This window comes from Inquilinus limosus DSM 16000 (genome assembly GCF_000423185.1).
GTDB lineage: Bacteria > Pseudomonadota > Alphaproteobacteria > DSM-16000 > Inquilinaceae > Inquilinus > Inquilinus limosus.
The window spans coordinates 717,967-733,005 of sequence record NZ_AUHM01000001.1 but is presented as its reverse complement, the minus strand read 5'-3'; the positions used below and the strand labels follow the sequence as shown (position 1 = coordinate 733,005).

At 69.4% G+C, this 15,039-nt stretch carries 15 protein-coding genes; 9 read left to right on the top strand and 6 right to left on the bottom strand.

From position 1 onward, the window contains the following. Positions 1-142: 142 nt before the first annotated feature. From G537_RS0103580 to G537_RS0103550, 7 genes are all read left to right on the top strand, one after another. Positions 143-2,845, top strand: coding sequence for a bifunctional acetate--CoA ligase family protein/GNAT family N-acetyltransferase (locus tag G537_RS0103580; protein WP_026868939.1), 2,703 nt, complete (start codon positions 143-145; stop codon positions 2,843-2,845). Between the two features lie 102 nt (positions 2,846-2,947). Next, the gene (locus G537_RS41870; RefSeq protein WP_051247770.1) at positions 2,948-3,796 is read left to right on the top strand and encodes a universal stress protein; all 849 of its coding nucleotides are present in this window, start codon (positions 2,948-2,950) and stop codon (positions 3,794-3,796) included. Positions 3,797-3,965: 169 nt separating this feature from the next. Further along, positions 3,966-4,619 (top strand): BON domain-containing protein, encoded by a 654-nt coding sequence (locus tag G537_RS0103570; protein ID WP_026868938.1) that lies wholly within the window; start codon positions 3,966-3,968, stop codon positions 4,617-4,619. Positions 4,620-4,699: 80 nt separating this feature from the next. Then, positions 4,700-6,289, top strand: a complete 1,590-nt coding sequence (locus tag G537_RS0103565) for an MBL fold metallo-hydrolase (RefSeq protein WP_026868937.1) — start codon at positions 4,700-4,702, stop codon at positions 6,287-6,289. Positions 6,290-6,369: 80 nt separating this feature from the next. After that, on the top strand, positions 6,370-7,164 hold the full coding sequence (locus G537_RS36235) for a Crp/Fnr family transcriptional regulator (RefSeq protein ID WP_155888481.1): 795 nt from the start codon (positions 6,370-6,372) through the stop codon (positions 7,162-7,164). Positions 7,165-7,193: 29 nt separating this feature from the next. After that, a complete protein-coding gene (locus tag G537_RS41865; protein ID WP_162146079.1) occupies positions 7,194-8,003 on the top strand; it encodes a universal stress protein in 810 nt (269 codons plus the stop codon). A gap of 30 nt (positions 8,004-8,033) precedes the next feature. Next, a complete protein-coding gene (locus tag G537_RS0103550) occupies positions 8,034-8,375 on the top strand; it encodes an ATPase inhibitor subunit zeta (RefSeq protein WP_026868936.1) in 342 nt (113 codons plus the stop codon). Positions 8,376-8,910: 535 nt separating this feature from the next. On the opposite strand, the gene fhuF is transcribed toward G537_RS0103550, so the two are convergent. After that, a complete protein-coding gene (fhuF, locus tag G537_RS0103545; protein WP_026868935.1) occupies positions 8,911-9,660 on the bottom strand; it encodes a siderophore-iron reductase FhuF in 750 nt (249 codons plus the stop codon). Between the two features lie 278 nt (positions 9,661-9,938). On the opposite strand from fhuF, the gene G537_RS0103540 reads away from it, so the two are divergent. Continuing rightward, a complete protein-coding gene (locus G537_RS0103540; RefSeq protein WP_026868934.1) occupies positions 9,939-10,451 on the top strand; it encodes a hypothetical protein in 513 nt (170 codons plus the stop codon). 15 nt (positions 10,452-10,466) lie between these two features. Here the strand turns inward: G537_RS0103540 and G537_RS0103535 are convergent, their stop codons facing one another. From G537_RS0103535 to G537_RS36225, 3 genes are all read right to left on the bottom strand, one after another. Then, positions 10,467-10,751 carry a DUF1488 family protein gene (locus G537_RS0103535; protein ID WP_034850394.1) on the bottom strand — a complete coding sequence of 95 codons (285 nt, stop codon included), beginning with the start codon at positions 10,749-10,751 and terminating at the stop codon, positions 10,467-10,469. 62 nt (positions 10,752-10,813) lie between these two features. Beyond that, on the bottom strand, positions 10,814-11,680 hold the full coding sequence (locus tag G537_RS0103530; RefSeq protein ID WP_051247764.1) for an alpha/beta fold hydrolase: 867 nt from the start codon (positions 11,678-11,680) through the stop codon (positions 10,814-10,816). A 56-nt stretch (positions 11,681-11,736) separates the two neighbouring features. After that, positions 11,737-12,333, bottom strand: coding sequence for a TetR/AcrR family transcriptional regulator (locus G537_RS36225; RefSeq protein ID WP_034850392.1), 597 nt, complete (start codon positions 12,331-12,333; stop codon positions 11,737-11,739). A 99-nt stretch (positions 12,334-12,432) separates the two neighbouring features. On the opposite strand from G537_RS36225, the gene G537_RS0103520 reads away from it, so the two are divergent. Beyond that, positions 12,433-13,620, top strand: coding sequence for an acetyl-CoA C-acyltransferase (locus G537_RS0103520; RefSeq protein WP_026868931.1), 1,188 nt, complete (start codon positions 12,433-12,435; stop codon positions 13,618-13,620). On the opposite strand, the gene G537_RS0103515 is transcribed toward G537_RS0103520, so the two are convergent. Further along, positions 13,617-14,108 (bottom strand): GNAT family N-acetyltransferase, encoded by a 492-nt coding sequence (locus G537_RS0103515; protein WP_026868930.1) that lies wholly within the window; start codon positions 14,106-14,108, stop codon positions 13,617-13,619. The two genes, G537_RS0103520 and G537_RS0103515, sit on opposite strands and share 4 nt — an antisense overlap. Positions 14,109-14,120: 12 nt before the next feature. Next, the gene (locus G537_RS0103510) at positions 14,121-14,960 is read right to left on the bottom strand and encodes a hypothetical protein (protein ID WP_026868929.1); all 840 of its coding nucleotides are present in this window, start codon (positions 14,958-14,960) and stop codon (positions 14,121-14,123) included. Positions 14,961-15,039: the final 79 nt, after the last annotated feature.

Below are 15,039 nucleotides of genomic sequence, written 5' to 3'. Positions count from 1 at the left end.
GCGCAGACCAAAGCGGCACTTCGGCCCAGGCCTTGATCTGCCTCAAGGCCGGCTTCGGGAGAGCCAATAAGGATCCAGCCATCGACCTTCCGGGGCTCGCTCGGAGATCCGCCCCCGGCACGGCAACGGATGAGAGGATACGATGTCGGTCCGCAACCTGGACGCCTTGTTCCGCCCGGGCTCGATCGCCGTGATCGGGGCCAGCCGGCGCCCTGGCTCGGTCGGGGCGGTCGTGGCCCGCAATCTGTTTGCCGGCGGCTTCGACGGGCCGGTGATGCCGGTCAATCCCAAGGCGCAGTCGATCGGCAGCACCCTGGCCTATGCTTCCGTCGCCGAGCTGCCGGTCCCCCCGGACCTGGCGGTGATCGCCACTCCGCCGGCGACCGTGCCGGGCCTCATCGCCGAGCTCGGCGCCCGCGGCACCCGTGCCGCCGTCGTGGTCACCGCCGGCTTCGGCGAGGGCGACGGCCAGGTTGAAGGCACGGCGTTGCGTCAGGCGATGCTGGAGGCGGCGCGGCCGCATCTGCTGCGCGTCCTCGGCCCCAACTGCCTGGGCCTGATGGCGCCGCATCACGGCGTGAACGCCAGCTTCGCCCATATCGCGCCGTTGCCGGGCGACCTCGCCTTCGTCAGCCAATCCGGCGCCATCGCCACCGCGGTGCTGGACTGGGCGACCCATCGCGGCATCGGCTTCAGCCATGTGGTGTCGCTGGGCGACATGGCCGATGTCGATTTCGGCGACATGCTGGACTGGCTGGCCGCCGACGGACGCACCCGGGCGATCCTGCTCTATGTCGAGGCGATCACTCATGCCCGCAAATTCATGTCGGCCGCCCGCATCGCCGCCCGGACCAAGCCGGTGGTGGTGATCAAGGCCGGCCGCACCGAGGCTGCGGCGCGCGCTGCCGCCAGCCACACCGGGGCGCTCGCGGGATCGGACGCGGTCTACGACGCCGCTTTCCGCCGAGCCGGTATGCTGCGGGTGTTCGACTTGGCCGAGCTGTTCGACGCAGTCGAGACCCTGGCGAGCCGGCTGCATGTCGACGGCGACCGGCTGGCGATCCTGACCAATGGCGGCGGCACAGGCGTTCTGGCCACGGAAGCACTGGGGGAATCTGGCGGCACTATGGCGACCATCTCGGCCGAGACGATGGCACGGCTTGAGGCGACGCTGCCGCGGACCTGGAGCCGCGGCAACCCGGTCGACATCATCGGCGACGCCACGGGCGAGCGCTACGCCCGCGCGCTTGATGCGATGCTGGGCGATCCCGGGAAGGACGCGGTGCTGGTGATGAACTGCCCGACCGCCGTGGCCGATCCGATCGACGCGGCGCAGGCCGTCGTCCGGTCGGTGGAAGAGGCGGCGGTCCGGGATGGGCGCCGCCCGCCGGTCCTGACCTGCTGGCTGGGCGAGGGCGCCGCCGCGGCCGCGCGCCGGCTGTTCGCCGAGCATCGGATCCCGAGCTACGCCACCCCCGGCCAGGCAGTGCGCGCCTTCATGCATCTGGCCCGCTACCGCCGGAACCAGACGCTGCTGATGGAGACGCCGCCGGCGCTGTCGCAGGATTTCGCGCCCGACCCGGCCGCGGCCAGGGCGGTGATCGCGGCGGCGCTGGCGGAGGGACGGACGATGCTGACTGAGCCCGAGTCAAAGCAGGTGCTGGACGCCTATCGCATCCCGGTGGTGCGGACCCGGAGTGTCGCTGCGGACCCGGATGCCGCGGCAGAGGCGGCGGCCGGCTTTTCGGGGGCCGTGGCGCTGAAGATCCTGTCGCCCGACATCACGCACAAATCCGATCTCGGTGGAGTGAGGCTCAACTTGCAAGGGGCGGAGCAGGTGCGGGCGGCGGCGCGGGAGATGCTGGCGACGATCTGCAAGGCGGCGCCCGAGGCCCGGCTACTCGGCTTCACCGTGCAGGAGATGGCGCGCAAGTCTGATGCGCATGAGCTGATCCTCGGCATCGGCCAGGACCGGTTGTTCGGTCCGACCATCCTGTTCGGCCATGGCGGCACCGCGGTCGAGGTGCTGCGCGACAGCGCCGTCGCTCTGCCGCCTCTGAACACGGTGCTGGCGCGCGACCTGATGGCGCGCACCCGGGTCTGGCACCTGCTGCAGGGCTACCGCGCCCGCCCCAGGGCCGATCTCGATGCAATCGCCTTCATCCTGGTGAAGCTGTCGCAGCTGGCCGCCGACCTGTCCGAGGTGGTGGAGCTCGACATCAACCCGCTCCTGGCCGACGGCGACGGCGTCATGGCGCTCGACGCCCGCATCCGGGTGCAGGCGCCGCTGCCGCCCGGCACGCCGCGCTTTGCGATCCGGCCCTATCCGCAGCATCTGGTGCAGCGTCTGACGCTCCGCGACGGGCGGGACTTCACCTTGCGGCCGGTGCGGCCGGAAGACGAGCCGGCGATGCGGGAGATGCTGCAGCGGTCGAGCGCCGAGGACATCCGGCTGCGCTTTTTCGGCCCGATGCGGCTCGACCACGACTTCGCCGCGCGGCTGACCCAGATCGACTACGACCGCGAGATGGCGCTGGTGGCGGAGGCGGAGGAGGGCGGGCGCCTTGTGCTCCTCGGCACGGTGCGCATCGTCGCCGATCCGGACAACGTCGCCGCCGAATACGGCATCATGGTGCGCACGGACCTGAAAGGGCAGGGGCTGGGCTATCGGCTGATGACCGAGATCATCGCCTATGCGCGCAGCCGGGGACTGGCGCGGATCTCCGGGGAGATCCTGCATGAGAACGCCACGATGCTGCGCATGGCAGAGGAACTGGGCTTCGAGCGCGAAACCGTGCCGGACGAGCCGGAGCTGGTGCGGGTGACGATCGGCCTCGGCGCTTGATCCACCTCAAAGCCAGGAGGCGGGACCCGCCGCAGGATGTCGCCTGCGACCGGCGGTGATGTTCCGAGACCGCGCGGCGCTGTCGGAACTCAGGAGATCGCCATGCCGATCCGCAAGATTCTGGTGCCCGTGGCGGGCAAGCTCAACGACGACAGCCTGCTCGACGCGGCGCTCGCAATGGCGCGGGAGCAGGCCGCCGCGGTCGAGCTGTTGTATCTGCGCCCCTCCATCGTGGGCAATTTCCCGGAGTGGGAGTTCGACTACGGGGCCTGGAGCGGGCAATACCAAGCCGAGATCGAGGCTCAGGTGAAGGAGACCGCCGGAGGCGCCCGCCGCTATTTCGACGGCTGGCGCCACCGCAACCATGTCGGCGGCGAATCCGATACACCGATCGTCACTTGGCGCGACGAGACTGGCGTCAACAGCGACGTGATCGGCGCCGCCTGCCGGGTGTCCGATCTCATCATCACCCGCGGTCCGGAGAACACCGCGACGGCCTGGTCGCGGGAGATCTTCAAGGATGCACTTCTGGCGTCCGGGCGGCCGGTGCTGATGGTGCCGGACACACCGTTCCTCAGCCGCACCGACACCGTCCTCATTGCCTGGAACGACAGCGTCCAGTCGGCGCGCGCAGTGGCGGGGGCGCTGCCGCTGTTGCGCGACCGCAAGTGGATCAAGCTGGTCACCGTCCTGGACGAGGCGGGCCAAGAGGTGACGCTCGATCCGATGCGGGCCTATTTCCAGCGGCACGGCATCCTGGTCGAGACCGAGGCCAAACCTCTCGAGAACCGCACCGTCGGGCAGGTGCTGCTCGACGAGGTGGATCGCATGCAGGCCGGACTCCTGGTCATGGGCGCCTACACCCACAGCCGGGTCAGGGAAGCGATCCTCGGCGGCACCACGCGCGACGTGGTCGAGCAGGCGCGTATCGGCGTCCTCTTGGCCCATTGAGCCACTGGGATTCCGGGACACAGGCCCGCGCCGATGGCGGCGCGGGCCTCTTTTGGTTCTGAGATCTCGCCGGAGCCAGACAGCCGATGGCCGAGTTGATCTGGGTCAAAGCCGATCCGCGGCAGCAGCGTTAGGCATTGTCCGTCAACCCTTACAACGGAGGCTGGTGATGACCGGCAAGAACGAGGACCTTCGGCGCAACGTGCTGAATGAGCTGGCGTGGGATCCCACCTTCGACGCCACCCATATCGGTGTCGCCGCGGATAACGGCGTGGTGACGCTCACCGGACATGTATCGACCTATGCGGAGAAGCTGGCGGCCGAGCGGGCGGCCCAGCGCGTGACCGGCGTGCGGGGCATCGCCGAGGAGATCGAGGTGCGCCCGCCCTACGCCAAGAAGACGAAGGATGACGAGATCGCCGAGCGAGCCGTGCGCATCCTGCAATGGGATGTGTCGGTGCCGCCCGGACGCATCTCGGTGAAGGTGGAGAAGGGATGGGTGACCCTCACCGGCACCGTCGACTGGGACTATCAGCGTGGCGCGGCGGCGGCCGACATTCAGAAGCTGAGCGGTGTCGTGGGCCTGATGAACCTGATCAAGGTCGAGCCGGCGGTCCGCGCCGCGGACGTCAAGCAGAAGATCGAGGATGCGTTCCGGCGGAATGCCGTTCTCGATGCCGGCGAGATCCGGGTATCGGCTGTGGACGGCACCATCACCCTGAACGGCCGGGTGCGGAACTGGTCAGAGCGCAACACGGCGGAGCGGGCAGCCTGGTCCGCCCCCGGGGTCACCGCGGTCGAGGATCATCTGCTGGTTGGCTAGCCGGTCGTTCGACGGCAACCGCGGTGCGCCGACGGCATCGATGGCGGTCGGCGCGCCGTGCACCCTTGACGAGGCTCCTGATGACACCTGCCCTGCATTTCCACGGCGCGGCCGGTACCGTCACCGGTTCCTGCCTCCTGCTCGAGGCCGACGGCGGCCGAATCCTGATCGACTGCGGGTTGTTTCAGGGGACGAAGACGCTCAAAGGGCTCAACTACATCCCCTTTCCCTTCCGGCCGGACCAGATCGACTGCGTGCTGCTGACCCATGCCCATATCGATCACAGCGGCCTGATGCCGAAGCTCGTCCACGACGGCTTCCGCGGACCGGTCTACGCCACGTCCGGCACGATCGATCTCTGCGGCGTGATGCTGCCTGATGCGGGCCATATCCAGGAGTCGGAGGTGCTCACGCTGAACCAGCGGAACCAGCGCCGGGGCCGGGCGAAGGTGACGCCGATCTACACCGTGGCGGATGCGGAAACGACCCTCGCGGCCTTCCGCACGGTCGGCTACGAGACGTGGTTCGAGCCGCTGCCCGGCATCCGTGTTCGCTACTGGAATGCGGGGCACATCCTGGGATCGGCGTCGATCGAGATCGAGCTCGCGGGCGAGGAGGGCAGGCCCCTTCGCCTCCTGGTGTCCGGCGATCTCGGACCCGATGCCAAGATGCTCCAGCCCGACGCTCGGGCGCCGACAGACGTCGACGTCCTGATCTGCGAGGCGACCTATGGCGACGTGGACCGACCGGAGATCACGCCCGAGATGCGGCGGGCCCACCTTGCGGCCGAAATCCGGGAGGCCATGACGCCCCAGGGCGTGCTGATCATCCCCGCCTTCGCGGTGGAGCGGACCCAGGAGCTCATCCTCGATCTCGTGCGGCTGATGGGCGAGGGCGTCGTGCCGACGTCACCGATCTATGTCGACTCGCCGCTCGCCATCCGGGCCACCGACGTGTTCCTGCAGAACCACAAGGCGCTGGAAGACGGTCCGGACTTCGCCCGGGCGCTGCGATCGAAGCAGATCCATTTCGCCGAGACGCCGGACCAGAGCCGGGCGATCAATGGCGTGGACGGGTTCAGGATCGTCATCGCCGCGAGCGGAATGTGCGATGCGGGCCGCATTCGGCATCACCTGAAGCATCATCTCTGGAATCCCGCCGCCACCGTCCTGCTGACCGGGTTCCAGGCTCAGGGCACGCTCGGTCGGCTGCTGCAGGACGGAGCCAAGGCCGTGCGCATCCAGGGCGAGGAGCTGCAGGTCCGCGCGCGGATCCGGATGATCGAGGACTATTCCGGACATGCCGACGGGCCGGAGCTCGCGCGCTGGATCGCCGATCGCGGGCCGATCCGCGGCGCCGTGTTCCTCGTGCATGGCGAGCGGCCGGCGCTCGGGGCGCTGCGGGAACGGGTGGTCAAGAGCTTCGATCCCGCGCCGGCGGTGATCGTGCCGCAGCTCGACGACGGCTACACGCTTCGAGGCGGCGGGCCCGAACTCATCCCGATGCCGCAGAGGCCGCGCATCCTGCCGGAGGCGGTCGCGGCCCTCGACTGGCACAACGAACGGGCTCGGCTTCTGCTCGACATCGACGCTCGGCTCGAAGCCGCCGGCCACAACCGCGCTCGGAGTGCGATCCTGCGACATCTCCGCCACGCCTTGGACGAGAGCTGATTGATCTAGATCAAAGTCGCGGGGGCGACCCGGTGATGAATTGCCAATGGCAAGAGATGGCACTCATCGGGGAGCGGTCGATGGTAGCCGGCGTACTGAGGCTTCTGGTTCCGGCGACGCGATCGGCGCTCGACGACTGTCGCAACTGCGAGGCGCGCTGCCGAAGCCTCTGCAGCAGCGTTTCGGAAGAACACCTGACGGAGTTCGCCGACATCGCCGAAACGGTCCGGCTGCGTCCGCACCAGCGCGTCGTCACCGAGGGCGATCCGGCGGACCACACCTTCAACATCGTGTCCGGCGCGGCGAAGCTGGTGAAGGCGCTGCCGGACGGCCGGCAGCAGATCGTCGGCTTTCTTCTCAGCGGTGATTTTTTCGGGCTCCCCGTCCAGGGCGCCTATCCCTACAGCGTCGACGCGATCGGCGAAGCGCGGCTGTGCCGCTTTGAGCGCGCCCGCTTCGAGGCATTGCTGGGGCGTCTCCCGGCCGTGGAGACAGCCCTTCGCGAGCGTCTGATCGGAGATCTGGCCGCAGCGCAGGAGCACATGCTGTCACTCGGCCAGAAGTCCGCGCTGGAGCGCTTGGCGGGATTCTTGCTGCAGCTCAGCGACCGGGCTTGCCGTCTCGGTCTTCCGGGCAATCCCGTGCAGTTGCCGATGACCCGGGCGGAGATCGCCGACTATCTCGGCCTGACCCTGGAGACGGTCAGCCGGACGTTCGGCCGATTGAAGGATCAAGGGCTGATCGCTGTTCGCGGCCGGCACGAGATCACGCTCGAAGCGATGGGCCGATTGGAGGAGCTCGCCCAAGGCGACGACGAGGCCTCCACGGTTCGCCCGAAAGAAGGAGATCTGAGATGTCGATCCGTCGGATCCTGACTCCCTTCGCGGGTACCCCGCGGGACGACATGCTGGATATCGCGGCGATGATCGCCCGTCGGCAGAAGGCGGAGCTCGAGTGCCTTTACTTCTGCCGGCCGGCGGACATGTCTGACCGCTTCCTCGGCGAGATCTTCGCGCCGGGATGGACGGAGGACTTCGCCGAGGCGCTGAGCAAGGAGGTGCGCGCCTCGGCCGACCGCGCCCGGGCTTGGTTCGAGCAGTGGCGAGAACAGGATCGGATCCGGTGTCGGCACAGCCACGACCCGGTGGAGCCAGCTCCCGTCCGCTGGACGGAGTGCCCGACACCCTATGCCGAGGCGATCGGGCCGGCCGGCCGTGCCGCAGACCTGATCGTCGTGGCGAAGGCCGAGCGTGGCCGTCCTTCGGTCGCCGACCGGATCTTCGAGGCGGCGCTGCTGATGACCGGGCGCCCCGTCCTTCTGGTGCCCGGCCGAACCATCCTGAACCGCTGCGGGTCGGCCCTGATCGCCTGGAACGACACTCCCCAGGCGGCCAGGGCAGTCACGGGTGCCCTGCCTCTTCTCGATGGGTGCCGGAAGATCATTGTGCTCGCGGTCGAGGAGCATGGTGCGACCCCGCCGCTCGAGCCGGTGCAGGCCTATCTCGCGAGCCATGGCCTCAAGGCGGAGGTGGAAGTTCGGAAGCCGATCGGCCTGTCCACTGGTGAGACATTGATGATGGCGGCGGACGAGGCGTGTGCGGATCTGCTCGTCATGGGCGCCTATTCGCATGATCGGACGCGAGAGCGGATCTTTGGTGGGACGACGCGCGACGTGATGCGGGACCCGCGCACGCTCGTCCTCTGGTCGAGCTGACTGGCTGGCGCAAGACCGAATGGAGGAAGCATGACATCCCTGGATTCGAGGGAAAGGGCGATCGAGGCTGCTTTCCAGCACGATCAAGAGACGGCGTTCCGTATCCGGACACGCCGTGATCGGCTGCTGGGTTTCTGGGCAGCCGAGCTGATCGGGTTCGCGGGGGCTGTCGCCGACGCCTATGCGGCAGATCTTGTCGCCGAGGGTGTCGAGCAGAGACAGGGTTCGGCGATCGCTCGCAAGGTCCGGCACGATCTGGCAGCCCATGGTGTCAGCCTCTCGGCGCACCGCCTGGGCCGCAAGATAGATGCGCTGGAGCGGCTGGCCCGACAGCAAGTCATGGATGAATCAGGCGCCCTTGCGAAGGAATAAGGTGGCCAGCCACTGAACGAGCTGTCACCACGCCGTACAACCCCGGGCCACGAAACCCGGACGCCGAAGCTGTCTGTGTTCGGACCATAGCTCAATGGACGGTCGTCCAGCATCGTGATCGTACCCTTGCCGCCGCCATGAGCGCGGCGTGGTCTGCGGCGTGAGTAGCGTGCGACAGGGGCGGTAACCGCGCATTGAGGACCGTTCCATCGGTCCGATGATCGTGCATCGGAGTGCGAAAGCGTATTGGTTGCGGGTCCCCGATTTGAACCTGCGCTGATTTGGGTGCACCTGGAGTGACTTGGGGCGCAGCTAAAATAGGTGCGGCATGCATCTGCAGACCGGATTACAACGCAGCCACGGTTGGGGAGGCGGCGGATAGAGGCGAGAGGCGACGGTCTCGATAGGTGGTCCGGTTTGGAAATGCGCCTCCAACCCATTGACTTGTCGTAGGCCCAAGATTGAGGTTTGTAGATAGTAATCTATTGATTCATCAAGAGTCTTTAGCTTCCACCCGGCTCACCATCCGTATCTCTCAGGCAACCTGTGGCGCCGGAGCCTTGCGCAGCCGCGCCCGCAGATGCGGGCAGGTGCCGCATTCCGGGATATCCGGCAACCGGTAGCGCAGGCAGCACAGCCGGCGCCACTGCCGGGCCTCGCCCGCCTCCTCGATCGTCTGGATCGGGTCGAACAGCGGGTTCGGCGTGCCGTCCGGCCGCTCTCGGCTGGACAGCAGGCGGCCGGCCCCGGCCGTCAGGCCACTGTCGCCGGCCAGCGGATGGGCCGCGATCTCGCCCAGGATCCAGTCGAGATAGACCGCCGCGTTGTTCCAGTAGAGCCGCGGCGCCACCCGCGTGTGCGGGGCCCAGGCGGCGATGAAGGGCTCGACATGGCCGCCGATCAACCGGTCGAACCGGCGGAAGACGTCCGTCTCCTCATCGGGCTCGCCCTCATGCGCCATGCGGAAGGCGATTGGGTGGCCTTCCGGCGCCCGGATCACCGCGACCTCCGCCAACGCGACCGGGAAGCGGCGGCCGAGCAGCAGGCTCGCCGCCATCACCGGCGGCAGCAGCCGGGCGAAGTACCATTGCGACCAGAAGGAGGCGACGGCGCGCCGATCCGCCCCGGGATACCGGGCCGCATAGTCGTCGAGCACCCGGTCGATCACCGCGGGGTCGAGCAGGCTGGGGCCGGGAAGGGCGGGGCGCTCGTCATCCGGCAGCACCACGGCCTCGCCGCAATGCGCCAGGTCCCCGGTGAAGACCGGCCGCAGGATCTCGATCACGCCGGCCTCGCGATCCGGACGAAGAGGCCGCGGGATCGCCGGGACGCACCGCCCCGGCCGGTCGAAGCGGGTGGGATGCGACCACTCCTGTTCCGCTGAATCGTGTCACTGCAGGCCATGGGCGTTCGGTATCGCAAGTAAGAACCAATCGCAATATAGATCCGTGGCGGAGTCGGCATGCCGCGGGTGAATATGGATAAAAAATTGTATCATTATGTTAATTTCTATTTTTGATATATAACGAAGATCGGCGAGGTTACCCAGCGGCGAGGCCATCCATGAATGCACGAAACCAGGCCGCACCGGCACGATCTGACCCAGGCGGGCTGCGGCCTCCGCTCTCCCTCGCTCCGGCCCTGGCGATTGCCTCATTCCTTCTCTCCGCCTGCAGCGTCTACGACATCCGGCCCGACATCGACCCGCTGGCCTCGCGAGACGGCGGCATCCGCTATGAGGAGGATTTGAAACTCTGCCAGGACGAGGCTGCGGAGCGACCATCCGGTCCGAATGAGGGGCTGGCCGTCCTGGCGGCGGTGTCGGCGGTGTCGACAGGGGCGGCGGTCGGAGGCGGCGGTGCGACGCTCTTCCACGGCAATGTCAGGAATGCGACCGGTATGGGCGCGCTGGTGGGGGCGGCGGCCGGCTTCAACGGGCTGGCCGAGACCATGGCAACGAATCCGGGAATTGACGCTCGAACGAGGATCCAGGTCTGCCTTATGGAATCCGGCTACACCGTCGTGTGGGGCGCCGGCTTCCGGATGCCGGCTTTCGACCCTCCGCTCAGGCCCTGAGAGGAGCGGCTGTCCTCAGCCGTGCCGCAAGTCGCGCCCGTCCAGCGTCACATTGGCGTCGGGATCCAGCCGTCGCTCCTCGATCCGCAGCTCCGCCGCGCGCTCGATCGTGGCGCGGTGGAGGTGGTAGATCTCGACCGCCTCGGCCGGGGTGGGGCGATGCCCGAGCAGTGACCGCAGCGCCGCCGCCGGCAGGAACACCCGGCCGGCATAGTCGCCGATCTCGACCCCGAACTCGACCGCCTGGCGCGCATCGTTCCAGGCGGCGTCGTCGGGGAAGGTGAAGATCGGGCGGGCCATGGCGCCTTCTATCAGCCGGCGCCGGCGCCCGGCAATGCCGCCCTCCGCCGTCGCCGCGCGGCTCACGGGGCGGTGAGAAAGTCCAGCACCGACTGATTGAACGCCTTCGGGTCCTGCAGCATGCCGAAATGGCTGAGGTTCGGCAGGATGTGCAGCTCCGCGCCGGGGATGGTGCGGGCCAGATATTCGGTGTGCTCGCGCCTGATGCCCTCGTCGTGCTCGCCGTCGGCGATCGCGGTGCGCACCTTGATGCCGCGCAGCTGGTCGACGGTGAAGTTCGGCTGCGTCGCCCACATCTGCGAGATCTGCTGCAGGAAGGCATCATACTGGTCCGGCGTCTTGGACAGCTTCCGGTATTCCGCGCCGGCGCGCTCGATGAAGGCGGCGAAGATCGGGTTCTTGTCGAAATCCGGCTTCAGGCCGCTCAGGTCGGAGTTGGCGCCGTAGGCGTAGAGGCGGTTCAGCCGCTCCGGATGATGGATCGCGATGTCGAGGCCGATGATGCCGCCGTCGCTCCAGCCGACCAGGTCGGCCTTCTGGATCTTCAGGTGGTCGAGCAGCGCCAGCACGTCCGACGCCATCAGGTCGTAGCTGTAGGGCTGGGCCGAGCGGGTGCTGCGGCCGTGACCGCGGCTGTCCGCCACGATCACCCGGAAGCCCTGGGCGGTGAGCGCCGGCACCAGGCCGCCCCAGTAGTCGGAGCTGGACAGGCCGCCGTGCAGCAGGAGCACCGGCCGGCCCGTGCCGAACACGGCATAGTACATCTGGATGTCGTTGACCGGGGCCATGCCGCTCTCGGCCGGCTTCGGCATCGGCGGCGGCTCCGGCAGGGTCTGCCAGACCTCGGCCGCCTGGGCGGCCGTCGTCGCGAAGCCGATGGTGATCGCGGCGATGGCGCGCAGCAGTGTTCTTCCCAGACCACGAACCATGACGGGTGCTCCCGGTGACGTGAATTGGGGTCGAATCACAAGGAGCTCGGATCATATCACCCGGGCGGCGGCTTGGCCCCGCGTGGCGCGAGACGGCGGACGGCCTGCACCCCGTCCGTGAGGAGACGGTCCGACAGGGCTTCGTCGGTCACCGCGCGGGCCAGGATCAGGGCGCCGATCATCGCGGCGACCGCCTGGGGTGCCGCCGTCGGATCGCCGCCATCGGCCTCGATCGCTTCCTCGGCCAGCGCCAGGAGCCCGCGCAAACCATGGGTGAACGCGGCACGGGTGTCCGCCGGATGGCGGGCGATCTCCGGCCCGATCGCGGCGGCGGTGCAGCCTTCGCCCGGATGGTCGCGATGCGTCGGCGACAGATAGGCCTCCGCCAGCGCCGTCAGCCGCTCGCCGGGCGGGTGGCGCTCGACGATCTGGCGCAGGCGGGTCTGGCTCTCGCCGAAACCCTCGGTGCAGGCGGCGGCCACCAGCGCCTCCTTGGACGGGAAATGGGCGTAGAAGCCGCCATGGGTCAGCCCGGCATCGGCCATCAGCGAAGCGACGCCCACCGCCTCCACCCCGTCCTCGCGGAACCGTTTCGCCGCGGTGCGGATGATCCGCTCCCGCGTCTCCTGCTTGTGGTCCTTGCTGTAGCGCATGCCGGCCTCCCGGTGTCCTCGCCGATGACGGCGGAGATTGCCTTTTTAGATGACGGTTATAATATTGTGATCGTCATATAACGATCCAAGGGAATTCCGATGTCCGCCGAAGATCCCGTCGTGATCGTCGGATCCGCCCGCACGCCGCTCGGCCGCTTCCGCGGCGCGCTGGCGCCGCTGGCTGCGCCGCAACTCGGCGCGGCCGCGATCGCCGCCGCTGTGGCCCGGGCCGGTGTGGCCCCGGCGCAGGTCGACGAAGTGCTGATGGGCTGCGTGCTGCCGGCAGGGCAGGGCCAGGCCCCGGCGCGCCAGGCTGCCCGTGGCGCCGGCCTGCCGGATGCGGCCGGGGCGACCACGGTGAACAAGGTCTGCGGCTCCGGCATGAAGGCGGCGATGCTCGGCCGCGACCTGATCGCCGCCGGCTCCGCCGGCATCGTCGTCGCCGGCGGCATGGAGAGCATGTCGAACGCGCCCTGGCTGCTGCCCGGTGTCCGCGACGGGCTGCGCTTCGGCCATGGCCGGATCTTCGACCACGCGGCGCTGGACGGGCTCGAGGACGCCTATGACAAGGGCCGGGCGATGGGCGATTTCGGCGAGGCCACGGCCGCCCGCTACGGCTTCAGCCGGGCGGACCAGGACGCCTATGCCGCGGTCTCGCTGCAGCGGGCCCAGGCGGCCATCGCGGCCGGAGCCTTCGCCGCCGAGATCACGCCGGTCCCGGTCCCTGCCAAGAGCGGCACCGTCGAGATCGCGGTCGACGAGAATCCGCAGGGCCTGTCGGCCGACAGGATCCCGATGCTCAAGCCGGCCTTCCGCTCGGACGGCGCCATCACCGCCGCCAGCTCCAGCGCCAATGCCGACGGCGCCGCGGCGTTGGTCCTGGCCCGGCGCTCGGTCGCCGACCGGCTGGGCCTGCCGGTGCTGGCGGCGATCCGCGGCCACGCCACCCATTCCCAGGCGCCGGAATGGTTCACCACGGCGCCGATCGGCGCGATCCGGACGCTGCTCGACCGCATCGGCTGGCGGGCGGGCGAGGTCGAGCTGTTCGAGATCAACGAGGCCTTCGCCTGCGTGGTGATGGCGGCGATGCGCGAGCTCGACCTGCCGCAGGACAGGGTCAACATCCATGGCGGCGCCTGCGCCCTCGGCCACCCGATCGGCGCCACCGGCGCCCGGCTGATCGTCACCCTGCTGGCGGCGATGCGGCGCCACGGCCTGCGCCGCGGCGTCGCCGCCCTCTGCATCGGCGGCGGCGAGGCCACGGCGATCGCGATCGAGCGGGCCTAGCTGGAATAGCGGATATAACGGCCCGCGCCGGCGGGATTGACGCGGTGCATCCCGATCTTCTCGGCCACCCGGATCGAACCGGTGTTGCCCGGATCGATGTCGGCGATCACCGTCACTCCCAGCGTCTCACGCGCATGGTCCAGGACCGGCGCCGCAGCTTCGGTGGCGTAGCCCCGGCCCCAGGCGGCGCGAACCAGCCGCCAGCCGATCTCGATCTCCGGCCCCACGGCGTCGGCGGGGATCAACAGCACCCAGCCGAGGAAGCGGCCTTCGGGTGCCTTCGTCCGCACCGTCCAGTAGCCCATGCCGTCCGGATAGGCTCGGGTGATCCGGTCCTCGACGAAGCGGCGGTGCGCCTCCGGATCGGCCCAGGGCCCGTCGATATGGCGCACCACCTCGGGATCGCGGTCCATCGCCAGGCAGTCCTCGAGATCGGCCATGATCCGCGGCCGCAGCAACAGGCGCGGCGTCTCGAAGGACGGCAGCATGGGCCCACGCACCTATCGCGGCAGCGGCTTGGTCTGCCCCGGCACGATGCCGCCGAGCTGGGTCAGCAGCGCCGGATAACCCGGATCGGTCGGCAGCACGACGCGCTGCGACGTCCCGGTCCGAGCGGCGCTGGCGGGGCCGAAGTTCAGCACGATCGCGGCGTCCGGGCGCATCGTGGCGGTGTCGCCGCCCTGGGCCGGCTGCAGCGGCGTCGGCGTTCCGAAGGAGGGGGATGGCGGCGGGGTGAAGGCGGGGCCCGGCGGCGCCGTGACCGGGGCGGCGGTCACCGGCGGCGCTGCCCCTTGGATGACCAGCGGGCGCGACGGCGCCACCGGCGTGGCCGGCAGCGGCTGCATCGGCTGCGGCGTCTGAGGCGCCTGCCACCGCGGCGCGGCGGGGGGTGCGGTCCGGGTCGTGGGCGCGGTCGGGGCGATCAGCACCTGCCGCGGCTGCGGCTGCAGCACCTGCTGCGGCTGTGGCGGAGGCGGCGCCAGGCTCGGCGCCGCCGGGGTGGCCGCCGGCAGCGGCACGGGGGTCGCCAGCGGCCGCAGCGCATCCGGCCCGGCGGGCTGGAAAGCGCCCGGACGGCCGGCCAGACGGGCATCGAAGAAGGACGCCCCGGCCGCGGCGCAGGGGATGACCAGATCGACCGGCGTGCCGATGGCCAGCCGGCCGGCGCTGTCGGGATAGGTGCCGATCACCCCGGTGCTGACCCGGCACGATCCGCCGCCCAGGCCCATCGTGCTGTTGACCTGGAGCTGGAGGTGATAGGCGGGGCCTTGGGCGTGGGCCGGCGGCGCAGTCGGCAGCGCGAGCCCGAGCGCGGCGATCAGAAGAAGCGAAGGTCTCATCGTCACCATCCCTCGAAGCCCCGGCGACCCGGCATCGTGCCGGCCATGAATGCATGACCGGCCGGCCGGGCCGTCGCCG

Bases quoted from the DNA above. Each gene is read 5' to 3' on its own strand.
- G537_RS0103565 (WP_026868937.1), top strand. From the start codon at position 4,700: ATGACACCTGCCCTGCATTTCCACGGCGCGGCCGGTACCGTCACCGGT.
- G537_RS0103580 (WP_026868939.1), top strand. From the start codon at position 143: ATGTCGGTCCGCAACCTGGACGCCTTGTTCCGCCCGGGCTCGATCGCC.
- G537_RS0103510 (WP_026868929.1), bottom strand. From the start codon at position 14,960: ATGAGACCTTCGCTTCTTCTGATCGCCGCGCTCGGGCTCGCGCTGCCG.
- G537_RS0103520 (WP_026868931.1), top strand. From the start codon at position 12,433: ATGTCCGCCGAAGATCCCGTCGTGATCGTCGGATCCGCCCGCACGCCG.
- G537_RS0103550 (WP_026868936.1), top strand. From the start codon at position 8,034: ATGACATCCCTGGATTCGAGGGAAAGGGCGATCGAGGCTGCTTTCCAG.
- G537_RS41865 (WP_162146079.1), top strand. From the start codon at position 7,194: ATGCTGGATATCGCGGCGATGATCGCCCGTCGGCAGAAGGCGGAGCTC.
- G537_RS41870 (WP_051247770.1), top strand. From the start codon at position 2,948: ATGCCGATCCGCAAGATTCTGGTGCCCGTGGCGGGCAAGCTCAACGAC.
- G537_RS0103540 (WP_026868934.1), top strand. From the start codon at position 9,939: ATGAATGCACGAAACCAGGCCGCACCGGCACGATCTGACCCAGGCGGG.
- G537_RS0103570 (WP_026868938.1), top strand. From the start codon at position 3,966: ATGACCGGCAAGAACGAGGACCTTCGGCGCAACGTGCTGAATGAGCTG.
- G537_RS36225 (WP_034850392.1), bottom strand. From the start codon at position 12,333: ATGCGCTACAGCAAGGACCACAAGCAGGAGACGCGGGAGCGGATCATC.
- G537_RS0103515 (WP_026868930.1), bottom strand. From the start codon at position 14,108: ATGCTGCCGTCCTTCGAGACGCCGCGCCTGTTGCTGCGGCCGCGGATC.
- G537_RS0103535 (WP_034850394.1), bottom strand. From the start codon at position 10,751: ATGGCCCGCCCGATCTTCACCTTCCCCGACGACGCCGCCTGGAACGAT.
- G537_RS36235 (WP_155888481.1), top strand. From the start codon at position 6,370: ATGGTAGCCGGCGTACTGAGGCTTCTGGTTCCGGCGACGCGATCGGCG.
- G537_RS0103530 (WP_051247764.1), bottom strand. From the start codon at position 11,680: ATGGTTCGTGGTCTGGGAAGAACACTGCTGCGCGCCATCGCCGCGATC.